This is a genomic window from Pseudomonas sp. LFS044 (assembly GCF_047978245.1).
In the GTDB taxonomy this organism is placed as follows: Bacteria; Pseudomonadota; Gammaproteobacteria; order Pseudomonadales; family Pseudomonadaceae; genus Aquipseudomonas.
Genome location: NZ_JBFPFX010000019.1, coordinates 44425 through 58639 on the forward strand (window position 1 = coordinate 44425; position 14215 = coordinate 58639).

13 protein-coding genes are annotated in these 14215 nt (G+C 65.4%); 9 read left to right on the top strand and 4 right to left on the bottom strand.

Annotated features, from left to right (window positions below):
* Nucleotides 1-2: 2 nt before the first annotated feature.
* Together ACNQPL_RS17095 and codB are read right to left on the bottom strand one after the other, a co-directional pair.
* Nucleotides 3-1220 carry a PucR family transcriptional regulator gene (locus tag ACNQPL_RS17095; RefSeq protein ID WP_416467326.1) on the bottom strand — a complete coding sequence of 406 codons (1218 nt, stop codon included), beginning with the start codon at nt 1218-1220 and terminating at the stop codon, nt 3-5.
* The gene (gene codB / locus ACNQPL_RS17100) at nt 1217-2482 is read right to left on the bottom strand and encodes a cytosine permease (RefSeq protein ID WP_416467327.1); all 1266 of its coding nucleotides are present in this window, start codon (nt 2480-2482) and stop codon (nt 1217-1219) included. Before codB ends, ACNQPL_RS17095 begins: the two co-directional genes overlap by 4 nt.
* Nucleotides 2483-2807: 325 nt before the next feature.
* On the opposite strand from codB, the gene ACNQPL_RS17105 reads away from it, so the two are divergent.
* From ACNQPL_RS17105 to ACNQPL_RS17115, 3 genes are all read left to right on the top strand, one after another.
* Complete coding sequence (locus ACNQPL_RS17105; protein ID WP_416467328.1) at nt 2808-3359, top strand: GNAT family N-acetyltransferase; 552 nt, start codon at nt 2808-2810, stop codon at nt 3357-3359.
* Between the two features lie 89 nt (nt 3360-3448).
* Nucleotides 3449-3766, top strand: coding sequence for a DUF2388 domain-containing protein (locus tag ACNQPL_RS17110; RefSeq protein ID WP_346613007.1), 318 nt, complete (start codon nt 3449-3451; stop codon nt 3764-3766).
* A gap of 133 nt (nt 3767-3899) precedes the next feature.
* The gene (locus tag ACNQPL_RS17115) at nt 3900-5132 is read left to right on the top strand and encodes a M20/M25/M40 family metallo-hydrolase (protein WP_416467329.1); all 1233 of its coding nucleotides are present in this window, start codon (nt 3900-3902) and stop codon (nt 5130-5132) included.
* A gap of 117 nt (nt 5133-5249) precedes the next feature.
* Here the strand turns inward: ACNQPL_RS17115 and glcC are convergent, their stop codons facing one another.
* A complete protein-coding gene (gene glcC, locus ACNQPL_RS17120; RefSeq protein WP_416467330.1) occupies nt 5250-6017 on the bottom strand; it encodes a transcriptional regulator GlcC in 768 nt (255 codons plus the stop codon).
* 195 nt (nt 6018-6212) lie between these two features.
* On the opposite strand from glcC, the gene glcD reads away from it, so the two are divergent.
* From glcD to ACNQPL_RS17145, 5 genes are all read left to right on the top strand, one after another.
* Nucleotides 6213-7712, top strand: coding sequence for a glycolate oxidase subunit GlcD (glcD, locus tag ACNQPL_RS17125; protein ID WP_416467331.1), 1500 nt, complete (start codon nt 6213-6215; stop codon nt 7710-7712).
* A complete protein-coding gene (gene glcE / locus ACNQPL_RS17130) occupies nt 7712-8764 on the top strand; it encodes a glycolate oxidase subunit GlcE (RefSeq protein ID WP_416467332.1) in 1053 nt (350 codons plus the stop codon). The genes glcD and glcE overlap by 1 nt, the downstream gene beginning before the upstream one ends.
* 9 nt (nt 8765-8773) lie before the next feature.
* Nucleotides 8774-10009: a glycolate oxidase subunit GlcF gene (gene glcF / locus ACNQPL_RS17135; RefSeq protein WP_346613002.1), complete on the top strand. Its 1236-nt coding sequence runs from the start codon at nt 8774-8776 to the stop codon at nt 10007-10009.
* Nucleotides 10002-10400 carry a heme-binding protein gene (locus tag ACNQPL_RS17140; protein WP_416467333.1) on the top strand — a complete coding sequence of 133 codons (399 nt, stop codon included), beginning with the start codon at nt 10002-10004 and terminating at the stop codon, nt 10398-10400. Before glcF ends, ACNQPL_RS17140 begins: the two co-directional genes overlap by 8 nt.
* Before the next feature lie 108 nt (nt 10401-10508).
* Entirely contained in the window at nt 10509-12677 is a 2169-nt protein-coding gene (locus ACNQPL_RS17145; protein ID WP_416467334.1) for a malate synthase G, read from the top strand.
* A gap of 91 nt (nt 12678-12768) precedes the next feature.
* Here the strand turns inward: ACNQPL_RS17145 and ACNQPL_RS17150 are convergent, their stop codons facing one another.
* Complete coding sequence (locus ACNQPL_RS17150) at nt 12769-13350, bottom strand: flavin reductase family protein (protein WP_387528084.1); 582 nt, start codon at nt 13348-13350, stop codon at nt 12769-12771.
* A gap of 172 nt (nt 13351-13522) precedes the next feature.
* On the opposite strand from ACNQPL_RS17150, the gene ACNQPL_RS17155 reads away from it, so the two are divergent.
* Nucleotides 13523-13861 (top strand): hypothetical protein, encoded by a 339-nt coding sequence (locus ACNQPL_RS17155; protein WP_346612998.1) that lies wholly within the window; start codon nt 13523-13525, stop codon nt 13859-13861.
* The last annotated feature ends 354 nt before the right edge of the window (nt 13862-14215 follow it).

A 14215-nucleotide genomic window follows, 5' to 3' on the forward strand; every position in this document is an offset into this window, starting at 1 on the left:
GGTTACTCCTTGCCTTGGGCTTCGGTCATGCGCCATATCAGCATAGCGACCGCAGCATTCATGCGAAAAAGCGGGTCGTCGAGGGACTGCCCGCTCAATTGTTCGATGCGTTGCATCCGTTGATTGATGGTGTTGCGGTGCACGCCCAGGCGCTGCCCGGCCTTGAGGCCGTTGCCGTTTTCCTTGAGCAGCGCGTCGAGGGTGTGCAACAGAGCGTTGGGCTGCTTGCGCCCGGGTGCGCGAAGCGGGCCAAGGGTCTGGGTGACGAAGTCGTCGATCAGCGAGCGGTCGACGATACCTTGCAGCAGGCGCAGCACGCCAAGTTCGCTGAAGTCGCACAGGCCGGTGGCCGGGCGCAGGTTCTGCGCCACCTCCAGGGCCTGGCGTGCCTGGTTGAGGGCCTGACGGTAGTGGCCGCAATCTTCGGCCGGGCTCGACAGCCCCATGAACAGGCCCATCTCCCCCGCCACTGCGGCCAACTGCTGGTGCAGCCCGGCCAGGGCCGCACGCAGGCCGGGCGTATCCGGCAACAGCAGGACGAACAGGTCGCCTGCCAGTTGCGCCGTCACCGCCCCAGGGTGGCCACGGCACCAGGCTTCCAGTTGGTCTTCCAGCGCCTGCCGGGTGCTTTGCCACAGGCGCTCACCCTGGGCCAGCCCATGCCGCTCGAACAACCCGTCCACCGCCGACAGGCGCAACGCCACCAGGCGCTGCGGCCCGTCCAGTTCAAGGTGCAGATGCGCTGCACGTTGGCGGGCGATGGCCAGGCTGGGGTAGTCACCGGTCAGCAGCTGGCCGAGGATGTCATTGCGCGAGCGGCGCACCTGCGCCATCTGCACCAGCGCCGTGCCGATCAGGTGGGTAACCACGACCATTTTCAGTGCATAGGGCTGCTCGATCAGCGGCAACCCCAATTGCTCGGCACGCTCGATCACCGCCACTGGGATGCCCTGGATGAAGCTGCCGCCGGTGAGGATCACCAGGCCAGCGATGCCTACCGCGTCGCCATCCTCGACCAGGCTCAGCAGGTTGCTTTCGCCGCGCGGGTGGTTGATGCCGGTGACGAACACCAGCTCGCCGCCCATCACCCATTCGGCGATGCCTTCGTTTTCTGCCACATAGGGCCAGCGCACCCGCCGCTGCAGGTTGCGCGCGCCGGCCCGCACGGCCATGTCTTCAAGCCCCGGCAGGCGGAGGATTTCCTCAAGCGCCAGGCTCACGGCTCGGCCCGGGCCTGGCCCAGCGCACGGCGCCGGCCAGTCAGTTCAACCAGCAGGATGTAGCACAGCGCCGAGGCACCGATGCCCACCAGGGGCGCCACCCAAGGCGAGGCGTAGGCCGCCACCGCACCCACGGCGTAGGCGCAAAGCCCCGTCAGGTTGTAGCGCGGCAGGCTGACCGTGGCCAGCGCCGGGTATTTGCCACGGTGGCGGTACCAGAAATCCGCCATGATTACCCCGCCCACCGGCGGAATGATCGAGCCGAGCAGCACCAGGAACGGGATCAGCAATTCGTACATGCCGCCGATCGCCAGCACAATACCCACGCCGGCTGCCAGCAGCGTCGCCGTGCGCCGGCGCTCGCTGCGCAGCAGGTGGCAGGCCGCGGCGGCGACGTTGTAGATGGTCGGCCCCTGGATCGTCCACAGGTTCAGGCAGAGCATCACCACCGCCGCGAACGACAGCCCTTGCAGCATCATCACTTCGACGATATCGGCCTGCTGGTACACCATCGCGCACCAGGCGCCAGCCACCACCATCAGCCCGTTGCCGAGCAAGAACGCCACCACGCTGGCCGTCACCGCCACCCGCCCACTGCGCGACAGGCGCGTCCAGTTGGTGGCCTGGGTGGCGCCGCTGGCGAAGGTGCCGAAGACCATGGTCACCGCCGCCGAGAAGGTCATGGTTTCGTGTGGCACCAGCGCCGCCAGCTGTTGCAGCCCACCCACGTCGCGTGTGGCAATGACCATCGAGATGATCAGCAGCGCGAACATCAGCGGCACCGAAACCCGCGACAGCAGGTCCAGCCCTTTGAAGCCGACGATTGCCGTGATGCTGAAGCCAAGCCCGAACAGCACCATCAACGGCACCGTGAAGCCTTCCGCCAACCCCAGCAACTTGACCAGCACGATCGCCACGGTGGCGGTGCCCCAGGCGTACCAGCCCAGTTCGGCGAAGCCCAGCAGAAAGTCCGAAAGCCGGCTACCGGCCTCACCGAAGCAGAAGCGCCCCATCAGCACGGTGTTGAGGCCGCTACGCGAAGCGATGAATGCCAGCGCGGCGGCGTAAAGTGCCAGCAGCGTGTTGCCAATGGTGGCGATCCATAGCATGTCGACGAAGTTGAATGCCATGCCCAGCTTGCCCCCGGCGAACATCGTCCCGGTAAAGAAGGTAAAGCTGAACAGCACCATGGCGATCGGCAACAGGCCTTTGCGGGCGTGCTGTGGCGCCTCGCACAGCGGGAATTCGGAGGGTGAGCTCATTGTTCGGGTGCTCCGGGTTGAAGTTGGAGCAGCAAGAGCAATAAGCGGGCCGCTTTGAGCGGTATGTTCTGCCGCGCAAAAGCGGGCGGGCAGCACAGGAAACAGTGTGCAAACTGAACGGAATTAAGCATTTTGATTGGATTTTTATGTGCTTGATGACTCAATTTGACGCCATTGTGCACCAAAGCAGAACGCGGCTGGGTAGTTTTAACCCAGCCCATTCGATCGATCCAGAAGGCCGATTCAGGCCCGTGGCTTCAACGTGAACATGTTCGCCAGCAGAATGTGCTTAGATGCTCCCAACAACCTCGCCAGGATGGCCCCCATGCCCTACCCCGCTCTGCCCCATACCCTGTCCACCCCGCGCACGCGCCTGGCCCGCCCGGACTCGGCATTTGCCGAGCAATTGCGCCAGGCTTTGCTAGGCAGCTATGACCTGCACGCCCCCTTCCTGGCTTGGGCCAAGCCCGACTGGACGCTGGAAGAGGTACGCGAAAGCCTGCAACTGAGCGCCAGCGAGTTCCTTGACCCAGCCGCCGAAAAGCGCTTTTTCGTGCTGCAACCAGGCGGCGAGGCCGTGATCGGCTGCATCGGCCTGCGCCCGGGCAATGACGAATATGAAGTGGGCTACTGGGCAAACCAGGCCTTCAGCGGCCATGGGCTCATGCGCGAAGCGCTGATCGCTCTGCTGGACGCCGTCGACAGTGCTGTGTGGCTGACCACCGATATCGACAACAAGGCCAGCCAGCGCCTGGCCGAGCGCGCCGGGTTCAAGGCAGCTGGCAGCACGCTCACAGAACTGGACCCCAGCACGCCGCGGCCCCTCTATCGGCGTGCGCCCGCGAAGCGGCCGGCTGCCTCAAACCCGTTGGCCTGATCAGCAGCAAGGGAACTACCGCCCGTGTTCCGCCATCTTAAACACTGAGTGGTAATTCCCTTGGGCTTCACGCTACTGGAGATCACGATATGCGCCACCTATTCCTCGCCCCTGCGCTGCTGCTCCTGCTGCCTGCCGGTGCTGCCCTGGCCCGCGTCGATGCGGGCGACGTCGCCACCTCGGCGGGTGTCTCGGCCTCGTTGTACTCGACCTTCAAGGATGACAAACGGATCATCCCCGCCCGTGACGAGCTGTCTGCATTCGTCGCCAGTGGTGGTGCCATCCGTGGCGCCTATGTGGAGTCGGCGCTGGAACAGGCCCGCAAGGACAACCCTGGCCTGCAGGCCAGTGATGAAGAACTGGCCCGGGCGATACTGTCCCAGGATGACCCAGTCGCGCACCATTGATGCCCCTACGGCCCTATCGCGGGCAAGCCCGCCCCCGTAGGAGCGGGCTTGCCCGCGATAGGGCCACAATTAGCGCTGCAGGCTCACAGCTCAGGGACTAGGCTCAACGGTTCACCACAACAAGGAAGAACCGATGCCTTTGCCCCGCCCTCCCCACGCCATCGCCCTGGCGCTACTGATCGCCTGCACGCACGCCACCGCCGCCGATCCCTCTCCCCAGGACCTGCTCAAACAGGCTCAGGGCGAACAACCGGCCTACCTTGAAACCCTCAAGACCTTGGTTTCGGTCGATACCGGCACCGGCACCGAAGCTGGCCTTACGCAAATCAGCGCCGAATTGGTCAAACGCCTCAAGGCACTGGGCGCCGACGTCCAGACCCACCCCGCAACACCCTCCGTGGGCGACAACATCGTCGGCACCTTCAAAGGCTCCGGCAGCAAGGACTTCCTGCTGATGGTCCACTACGACACCGTGTTCGTGCCCGGCACCGTGGCCAAACGCCCATTCCGCGTTGACGGCCCGCGCGCCTACGGCCCGGGCGTTGCCGATGCCAAGGGCGGTGTGGCGATGATCCTGCATGCGCTCAAGCTGTTGCAGCAGCAGGAATTCAAGGGCTACCGCACGCTTACGGTGCTGTTCAACCCAGACGAGGAAATGGGCTCGGCCGGCTCCAGGCAGATCATTGCCGAGCTGGCCCGCAAGCATGATTACGTATTCTCCTACGAGCCGCCGGACAAGGACGCCGTCACGGTGGCCACCAACGGCATCAACCGCCTCAAGCTTGAGGTCAAGGGCCGTGCCTCGCACGCAGGTTCCGCGCCCGAGCAAGGGCACAACGCGCTGACCGAACTGGCCCACCAGCTGCTTCAGCTCAAGGACCTGGGTGATGCCGGCAAAGGCACCACGGTAAACTGGACCCTGGCCAAGGCCGGTGAAAAAGCCAATATCATCCCGGCACTGGCCACGGCCGAAGCCGACATGCGCTATTCGGACCTGACCGAAACCGACCGCGTGCAGGCTGATGCCCAGCGCATCGTGAAAAAGCAGCTGGTGGCAGACACCCAAACCACCGTCACCGTGGAAAAGGGCCGGCCGCCCCTGGCGCGCAATGACGCTTCGGCGAAATTGGCACAGACCGCGCAACAGCTGTACGGCGAGGTCGGCCACAAGATCGAGCCGATTGCCATGCGCTTCGGTACTGATGCCGGTTATGCCTACGTGCCAGGCAGCGACAAGCCAGCGGTGCTGGAAACGCTGGGTGTGGTCGGGGCGGGGTTGCATGGCGACGATGAATACATCGAGCTGAGCAGCGTCGCGCCGCGGTTGTACCTGACGGTGGCGATGATCAGGCACCTGGCACAGTAGCGTTTGCGCTGGCCCTTTCGCGGGGCAAGCCCGCTCCCACAGGATATGCGCAGCTTCAAGCCTTGCAGTGTACTTGTGGGAGCGGGCTTGCCCCGCGAAGAGGCCGGGACGGGTGGCTCACCCCCACCCATCCATGCGCATCGTCGCCCGCACCAGGCGCTGCTCTTCCTGTTCGATCTCGCGCAAACTGTCGCGAATCCCGTTGATATGTTCGCGCGCCGCCCGCTGCGCCTGTTCCGGCAACTGCTCCATCACCGCCTGATAAAGCCGTGCATGCTGACGGTCGATCTGGCGCTTCTGCGCCGGCCGGCAGTACAGGTTGTTGACCGAGGCAAACACCGTGCTCAAGGTCAGGTCGCTGAGCGACTGCAGGGTATGCACCAGCACCGGGTTGTGCGAGGCCTCGCTGATCGCGCGGTGGAAGGCATGGTCGCGCCGCGCATGCTCGCGAGCATCGAGGCCCTCTGGCGAAGCGTGGGCCGCGAGCATGTCTTCGTAGCGGCGGCGGATCAGCAGGCGGTCGACCTCGGTGGCCCGCAACGCTGCCAGGCGTGCGGATTCGGCCTCCAGCAAGGCACGTACTTCGAGCAGGTCGAACAGGGTGCGTGGCTGCGAGCTGAACAGGTGCATCAAGGGTGTGGCCCCTGCCTGCTGCCCGGTCAGGTCGGCCACGAACGAGCCGCGCCCCTGCTCAGTGTCGATGATCCCGCGCCCACGCAGGATGCGCAGGCCCTCGCGCAGCGCCGAGCGCGAGCAGCCGAGCTTTTCCACCAGGCGCCGCTCCGACGGCAAGGCCTGACCGACCTTCAGCACACCTTCAACGATCAGCCGCTCGACCCGCTCTGCCACCTGATCGGCGATCTTGGCCTTGCCTTCAGCACCCATGCGCGCACTCCAACTGGTAGGACCACTGCTACACCTTGCGCCAATTTAGCTGGCGGAACCTGCAAATAACCAGTGCATCGCGCAAAAACTGGTAGGACCAGTGCGCGAGCGGCTCGACCTCACCCGCCAGCGCGCGCAGGCTGCGAAGGTGACTGGTCTACCCACAACAACAAAAATTGCCGGTGAGTGAGCCTGATGAACATTCTCTACGACGAACGGGTCGATGGCGCGCTGCCTGCCGTAGACCTGCCTGACCTGCTAAAGGCCTTGCGCGAGTCACTGCCCGATCTCGAAATCCTGCACCGCGCTGAAGACCTCAAACCTTACGAATGCGACGGCCTTTCGGCCTACCGCACCGTGCCGCTACTGGTGGTGCTGCCCGAACGTCTGGAACAGGTGCAGACCCTGCTCAAGCTGTGCCACCAGCGTGGCGTGCCGGTGGTTGCACGCGGCGCGGGTACTGGGTTGTCGGGCGGCGCGCTGCCGTTGGCCAAGGGCATCCTGCTGGTGATGGCGCGCTTCAACCGCATTCTGGAGGTTAACCCGCAAGGGCGTTTCGCGCGGGTTCAGCCGGGTGTTCGCAACCTGGCCATCTCCCAGGCGGCTGCGCCACATGGCCTGTATTACGCACCCGACCCTTCCTCGCAGATTGCCTGCTCCATCGGAGGCAACGTGGCCGAGAACGCCGGCGGCGTGCATTGCCTGAAATACGGCCTGACCGTGCACAACCTGCTCAAGGTCGAGATCCTCACCGTCGAAGGCGAACACCTGACCCTGGGCAGCGACGCCCTCGACAGCCCGGGTTTCGACCTGCTGGCCTTGTTCACCGGCTCCGAAGGCATGCTCGGCATCGTCACCGAAGTGACCGTCAAGCTGCTGCCCAAACCCCAGGTGGCGCGGGTGTTGCTGGCCAGTTTCGACAATGTGGAGGACGCCGGCCGTGCCGTGGCCGAGATCATCGCCGCCGGCATCATCCCCGGTGGCCTGGAAATGATGGACAACCTGGCGATACGCGCCGCCGAGGACTTCATCCACGCCGGCTACCCGGTAGACGCAGCGGCCATCCTGCTGTGCGAGCTGGATGGTGTGGAGGCCGATGTGCAGGATGACTGCGAGCGGGTGGCGGCCGTGCTGCAGCAAGCCGGCGCCCGCGAAGTGCGCCTGGCCTGCGACGAGGCCGAGCGCGTGCGCTTCTGGGCCGGGCGCAAGAACGCCTTCCCGGCCGTGGGGCGGATCTCGCCGGACTACTACTGCATGGACGGCACCATCCCGCGGCGCGAGCTGCCACGGGTGCTCAAAGGCATCAGCGAGCTGTCCGAGGAATACGGCCTGCGTGTGGCCAACGTGTTCCATGCCGGCGACGGCAACATGCACCCGCTGATCCTGTTCGATGCCAACCTGCCGGGCGAGCTGGAACGCGCCGAGGCTATCGGCGGGCGCATCCTGGAACTGTGCGTGGCCGTGGGCGGCAGCATCACCGGTGAACACGGTGTCGGGCGGGAAAAGATCAACCAGATGTGCGCGCAGTTCAACAGCGACGAAATCACCCTGTTCCATGCGGTCAAGGCGGCGTTCGACCCCCAAGGGTTGCTCAACCCCGGCAAGAACATCCCCACCCTGCACCGCTGCGCCGAGTTCGGCGCAATGCACGTGCACCACGGGCAACTGCCCTTCCCTGAGCTGGAGCGCTTCTGATGGGCATGGACCGCGACATCAGCCTGGACCTGCTCGAGCAGGTCAACCAGGCCTTGAACCAGAACACCCCGCTGCGCATCCAGGGCAGCAACAGCAAAGCCATGCTTGGCCGCCCGATCGGCGGGGAAATCATCGATACCCGCAACCACCGCGGCATCGTCAGCTACGACCCGACCGAGCTGGTGCTCACCGCCCGCGCCGGCACGCCGCTGGTGGAGATCGAGGCGGCATTGTTCGAGGCCGGGCAGATGCTGCCCTGCGAGCCGCCGCATCTGGGCGCCGGCGCGACCCTCGGCGGCATGGTCGCGGCTGGGCTGTCCGGGCCGCGTCGGCCCTGGGCGGGGTCGGTGCGCGATTACGTACTCGGCACGCGCATCATTACCGGCCACGGCAAGCTGCTGCGGTTTGGCGGCGAAGTGATGAAGAACGTGGCCGGGTACGACGTGTCGCGGTTGATGGCGGGCAGTTTCGGTTGCCTGGGTGTACTGACCGAGGTGTCATTGAAAGTGCTCCCGCGCCCACGCCAGTGCCTGAGCCTGCGCCTGCCAATGGACCGGCATCACGCCGTGGCCGAGCTGGCCGAATGGGGCCAGCAACCGTTGCCGATCAGCGCCGCCTGCCACGATGGCGACGCACTGTACCTGCGCCTGGAAGGCGGTGAAGGCTCGGTGCAATCGGCCCGCCAGCGCCTGGGCGGCGATGAGCTCGACAGCCGTTTCTGGGGCGACCTGCGCGAGCAGCGCCTGGCCTTCTTCGAAGGGCCTGAACCGCTGTGGCGTGTGTCGGTGCCGCTTGCCGCCGGTGAGTTCGACCTGCCTGGGCGCCAGCTCATCGACTGGGGCGGCGCCCAGCGCTGGCTGAAATCGACTGCCCCTGCACGGCAGATCCGCGAACAGGCCGCCAAGGCCGGCGGCCACGTCACCGGTTACGCCACAGGTGAAGACAGCACTGCACCGCTGCCCGCTGGGCTGCTGCGCTACCACCGCGCCCTCAAGCAGCAACTCGACCCCCAGGGTGTGTTCAACCCTGGCCGCCTGTACCCGGACCTGTGAGGCCACGCCATGCAAACCAACCTGAGCGACACCGCCAAGCGCCTGGCCCGCGCCGAAGAGGCCGAAAGCATCCTGCGCTCGTGCGTGCACTGCGGCTTCTGCACGGCCACCTGCCCCACCTATCAGCTGCTCGGCGATGAGCTGGACGGCCCGCGTGGGCGTATCTACCTGATCAAACAGGTGCTCGAAGGCGAGCCGGTAACGACCAGCACGCAGCTGCACCTGGACCGCTGCCTGACCTGCCGCAACTGCGAAACCACCTGCCCGTCCGGGGTGAAATACCATGACCTGCTGGACATCGGCCGCGCCGTGGTCGAGCAGCAGGTGCCCCGCCCGCTCGGCCAGCGCCTGCTGCGCCAAGGCCTGCGCACGGTGGTGCCGCGCCCGGCGCTGTTCAAGGCGTTGACCCGCACCGGTCAGGCCCTGCGCCCGCTGCTGCCGGCCACGCTGAAGAGCAAGTTGCCAGCGCAGATAGCCGCGCCCGGCGAGCGCCCGGCGGTGCGCCACGCCCGTCGGGTGCTGCTGCTCGAAGGCTGCGTGCAACCGGCGCTGTCGCCCAACACCAACGCCGCCGCCGCGCGCCTGCTCGACCGGCTGGGCATCAGCGTGGTACCTGCGTTCGAAGCCGCCTGCTGTGGCGCGGTGGATTACCACCTCAATGCCCAGGCGCGCGGCCTTGAGCGTGCCCGACGCAACATCGATGCCTGGTGGCCGGCCATCGAGGCCGGCGCCGAAGCCATCGTGCAGACCGCCAGCGGCTGCGGTGCGTTCGTACACGATTACGGCCACCTGCTGGAAAAGGACCCGCACTATGCCGCCAAGGCCGCCCGGGTCAGCGCGTTGTCGCGTGACCTGGTGCAAGTGCTGCGTGACGAACCCATCGAGCAACTGGGGCTGTGCGCGGAGCAGCGCCTGGCCTTCCATTGCCCCTGCACCCTGCAGCATGCACTCAAGCTCGGTGGCCAGGTTGAAGCCCTGCTGACCCGCCTGGGCTTCACCCTGACTGCGGTACCGGACGGCCATCTGTGCTGCGGCTCGGCCGGGACCTACTCGCTGACCCAGCCCGAGCTGTCGCGGCAACTGCGCGACAACCGCCTTAACGCGCTGGAAAGCGGCAAGCCACAAGTCATCGCCACCGCCAACATCGGCTGCCAGACCCACCTTGACGGTGCCGGGCGCACGCCGGTGCGCCACTGGATCGAAATCGTCGAAGCTGCCCTTGACCCGGAGAACCGCCATGCATAGCAAGTCCGTGATCGGCCAGGCCGAAGTAACCCGCCTGCTCGCCGCCGCCCGCCAGGAAGCCCAGGCGCAACAGTGGAACGTGACCATCGCGGTGGTCGACGACGGCGGCCACCCGCTGGGCCTGGAGCGCATGGATGGCTGCGCGCCGGCCAGTGCCTACATCGCCATGGAAAAGGCCCGCAGCGCGGCGCTTGGGCGCAAGGAAACGCGCGACTACGAGCAGATGGTCAACGGCGGGCGCACGGCGTTCGTGACCGCGCCCCTGCTGACCAGCCTGGAAGGTGGAGTGCCCTTGCTGGTGGAGGACCAGGTGGTGGGTGCCATCGGCGTTTCCGGGGTCAAGCCCGAACAAGATGCCCAGGTGGCCAAAGCGGGAGCCGGGGCGCTGTAGTCGGAAAACCCGCTTCTCAGGCCCGACGCTGCACCTGTAGCGGGTTTACCCGCCAGAGGCCATCACCCACAACGGATTTCTCCAAGTATGAATAAGAGCAGAACTACCATGCCCAATCATCTCCAGGTCGCCCCCCTCCTGCAGCGCTTCATCGAGGACGAAGTCCTCCCCGGTACCGGCATCGACGCCACCGCGTTCTGGCAGGGCTTCAGCACCCTGGTCCACGACCTCGCGCCGCGCAACCGCGAACTGCTCGCCGAACGCGACCGCCTGCAAACCGAACTGGACACCTGGCACCGCCAACACCCAGGCCCGATCACGGACATGGCGGCGTACCAGTCGTTCTTGCGCGGCATTGGCTACCTTGTCGAAAGCCCCGAGAGGGTCAGCATCACCACCACCCACGTTGACCGCGAAATCGCCGAGCAAGCCGGCCCCCAGCTGGTAGTACCACTGAGCAACGCCCGCTATGCCCTCAACGCCGCGAACGCCCGCTGGGGTTCGCTGTATGACGCGCTGTACGGCACCGATGCGATTGCCGACAGCGACGGCGCCGAGCGCGGCGAGCGTTACAACCCCACGCGGGGTGCACGGGTCATTGCCTTCGGCCGAAGCCTGCTCGACCAGGCCACGCCGCTCGAAGGCGCCTCGCATAGCGAGGCAACGGCTTACGCAATCAGCCAAGGCGCGCTGCTGGTCACCTTGAAAGATGGCCGCCAGGTTGGCCTCAAGCAGGCCAGCCAACTGCGCGGTTATCAGGGCGAGCCAGGCAAGCCTTCGGCGATCGTCCTGCAACACCACCGTCTGCACCTGGACATTCAGATCGACCCGAGCAGCACCATCGGCGAGGCTGACCTCGCTGGGGTCAAGGACATCCTTGTGGAGTCTGCGCTGACCACCATCATCGACTGCGAGGACTCGGTGGCAGCTGTGGACGCCGAGGACAAGGTCAACGTCTACCGCAACTGGCTGGGCCTGATGAAAGGCGACCTGAGCGAGCAGGTCAGCAAGGGCGGCAAGACCTTCACCCGCGCATTGTCAAAAGACCGCGAGTACCAAGGGGCAGACGGCAAGCCGCTGAGCCTGCCGGGCCGTTCGCTGCTGTTCATCCGCAATGTCGGCCACCTGATGACCAACCCGGCGATCCATGACCGAGACGGCCGCGAGATTCCCGAGGGCATCCTCGACGCGGTGGTGACCAGCCTGATCGGCCTGCACGACCTCAAGCGCCGCGGCAACTCCCGCGAGGGCAGCCTGTACATCGTCAAACCAAAGATGCACGGGCCGGCCGAAGTCGCCTTCGCCGATCAGCTGTTCAGCCGTGTCGAAGACCTGCTTGGCGTACCACGTAATACGCTGAAGATGGGCATCATGGACGAGGAACGGCGCACCAGCGTCAACCTCAAAGCCTGCATCGCCAGCGCGGCGGCGCGGATGGTGTTCATCAACACGGGTTTCCTCGACCGCACCGGCGACGAGATGCACACAGCCATGGAGGCCGGCGCCATGCTGCGCAAAGGCGACATGAAAGGCAGCGCCTGGATCCAGGCCTATGAGCGCAGCAACGTTCTGGTTGGCCTGGCCTGCGGCCTGCGCGGCAAGGCGCAGATCGGCAAAGGCATGTGGGCAATGCCCGACTTGATGGCGGCGATGCTCGAGCAGAAAATCGCCCAGCCTCGCGCTGGCGCCAATACCGCCTGGGTGCCCTCACCCACTGCCGCGACCCTGCATGCCCTGCATTATCACCAGGTCGATGTAGCGGCGGTGCAACAGCAACTGGAACAGGCCGACCTGGCCCGCGAGCACGCGCCGTTGCTGCGCGACCTGCTGAGTATTCCGGTCAGCCCCGACAGGCCATGGCGCGCAGAGGACATCCAGGCCGAACTGGAGAACAACTGCCAAGGCATCCTGGGCTATGTGGTGCGTTGGGTCGAGCAAGGTGTGGGCTGTTCCAAAGTGCCGGACATCCATGATGTGGGCCTGATGGAAGACCGCGCCACCCTGCGCATCTCGGCCCAGCATATTGCCAACTGGCTGCACCATGGCGTGGTTGGCGCCGAACAGGTGGAGGCGACGCTGCGGCGGATGGCCAAGGTGGTCGATCAGCAGAATGCCGGCGATGCGGCGTATCGGCCGATGGCTGCTGACTTTGCAGGGTCGCATGCCTTCTGCGCGGCGCGGGAGCTGGTGTTCAAGGGGCGTGAGCAGCCGAGCGGGTATACCGAACCGTTGCTGCATGGTTGGCGGTTGCGGTTCAAGCAGGAGGTCATGGGTTGATGGTGCGAGGGGCCGCTGTGCGGCCCATTCGCGGGTAAACCCGCTCCTACAGGCCGGTGTTGTATCCGCGAATGGAGCAGCACTGTCTACATCAATCCTGCTGCCTTACCACCACCGGCTCACCGATGGCATAAAAATGCCCACCCGCCACATAGTGCAGGCTGCGCCACTGCGGGTCGGCCTGCTCATAGGCCCAGTGCCCGTCACGGAACACCCGGTCATCGGCCCAGGCGGCCACCACTTCGCCGATGAACAGGTCATAGGTGCTCTGGTTGTGCGGCTCGTCGATCACGCGGCACATCAACCAGGCCGAGCAGCCTTTGACCAGCGGCGCTGCGTGCCCTTCGACGCGTTCCAGTTCAACGCCGATGCTGGCTAGCTTGTCGGGGTGATCAAAGAGGCTGCGGGTACCGACCTGATGGGTCAGTTGCGCTTGGGCGGCGGTCGGTACCTGGATCACGAACCAGCCACTGCCTTCGATCAATTGCCGGGTGCGGGCGATCTTGTCCAGCACCACGGTGACCTTGGGTGGGTCGAAGTCCAGCGCGCAGGCCCAGGCGGCGGCCATGACGTTGTCCACGCCTTGGTGGCTGGCCGACACCAGCACGGTCGGCCCGTGGTTGAGCAGGCGGTAGGCCTTTTGCAGGTCGACGGCTTGAAAATGGCTGTTCATCGATGTCCTCGGTACTCGCGCAATCAGATGCGTAATTGTGCAGCATCAATAAATCCACGGCATCCATTCTGTATCTTCAGAAAATTCCTACCCACCCTCTCGGAAACGCCCTACTTGTCGCGCTCGCCCGGCGAAAACATCATCGGCACTTGCGATCAGAGGAAGCTGCCCTATGCATCCACACGCCCACACTACCGCCGAGCTGCGCAGCACCCTGCGCGAGCTGTTGGCCCATGAGGTCAACAACCCGGATGAAGACCCGCACCTGTCGGGGGTGTTGTTCTTCTGTGCCACCGACGAGCGAACACGGCAGCTGATCGAGCGCATCGAGTTGCTGGCCAGCGAGGTGTTCTTCGACGCCTACGGCCGCGCCATCGCCCACCGCATGCGTGCGGTGGCGGTTGACGGCGTCTGTATCAAGCAAAAGCACAAAGCGCAGGCGGATGAGACGGTGATCCGCATAGCACTGGTGGACAAAGGCTATATCACCGTGAGCACGGCCCGGCTCTGAAACCAACAACGCCCCCAGCCATTGCCGTTGCCGTTGCCGTGCTGTTGCTGTTGCTGTTGCCGTGCTTCTGCTTTTAAGCGCGCAATAGCCCAGACGACACAGATTGCGACTTCAGGAGGCCGAGCGGAGGTCTTGCGGAGGGAGGTGACGGGCAGGATGCCCGTCAAGCGCTTCGGCCCATGGATGGGCCGTGGGCGCGGTCCTCCCGGGAGCAAGGCCGGAGCGAGGGAACCCCGGAGCGAAGCGTAGGGGCCGGATGATAGGAGCCAGCCTTTTTTGGTTACTTTTTGGGGCGTTTGCCAAAAAGTGACCCGCCGTAAGGGCGGAAAGGTGAGTGAGCGTCGCCACAGCCAA

Bases quoted from the DNA above. Each gene is read 5' to 3' on its own strand.
- codB (WP_416467327.1), bottom strand. From the start codon at position 2,482: ATGAGCTCACCCTCCGAATTCCCGCTGTGCGAGGCGCCACAGCACGCC.
- ACNQPL_RS17105 (WP_416467328.1), top strand. From the start codon at position 2,808: ATGCCCTACCCCGCTCTGCCCCATACCCTGTCCACCCCGCGCACGCGC.
- ACNQPL_RS17110 (WP_346613007.1), top strand. From the start codon at position 3,449: ATGCGCCACCTATTCCTCGCCCCTGCGCTGCTGCTCCTGCTGCCTGCC.
- ACNQPL_RS17115 (WP_416467329.1), top strand. From the start codon at position 3,900: ATGCCTTTGCCCCGCCCTCCCCACGCCATCGCCCTGGCGCTACTGATC.
- glcC (WP_416467330.1), bottom strand. From the start codon at position 6,017: ATGGGTGCTGAAGGCAAGGCCAAGATCGCCGATCAGGTGGCAGAGCGG.
- glcD (WP_416467331.1), top strand. From the start codon at position 6,213: ATGAACATTCTCTACGACGAACGGGTCGATGGCGCGCTGCCTGCCGTA.
- glcE (WP_416467332.1), top strand. From the start codon at position 7,712: ATGGGCATGGACCGCGACATCAGCCTGGACCTGCTCGAGCAGGTCAAC.
- glcF (WP_346613002.1), top strand. From the start codon at position 8,774: ATGCAAACCAACCTGAGCGACACCGCCAAGCGCCTGGCCCGCGCCGAA.
- ACNQPL_RS17140 (WP_416467333.1), top strand. From the start codon at position 10,002: ATGCATAGCAAGTCCGTGATCGGCCAGGCCGAAGTAACCCGCCTGCTC.
- ACNQPL_RS17145 (WP_416467334.1), top strand. From the start codon at position 10,509: ATGCCCAATCATCTCCAGGTCGCCCCCCTCCTGCAGCGCTTCATCGAG.
- ACNQPL_RS17150 (WP_387528084.1), bottom strand. From the start codon at position 13,350: ATGAACAGCCATTTTCAAGCCGTCGACCTGCAAAAGGCCTACCGCCTG.
- ACNQPL_RS17155 (WP_346612998.1), top strand. From the start codon at position 13,523: ATGCATCCACACGCCCACACTACCGCCGAGCTGCGCAGCACCCTGCGC.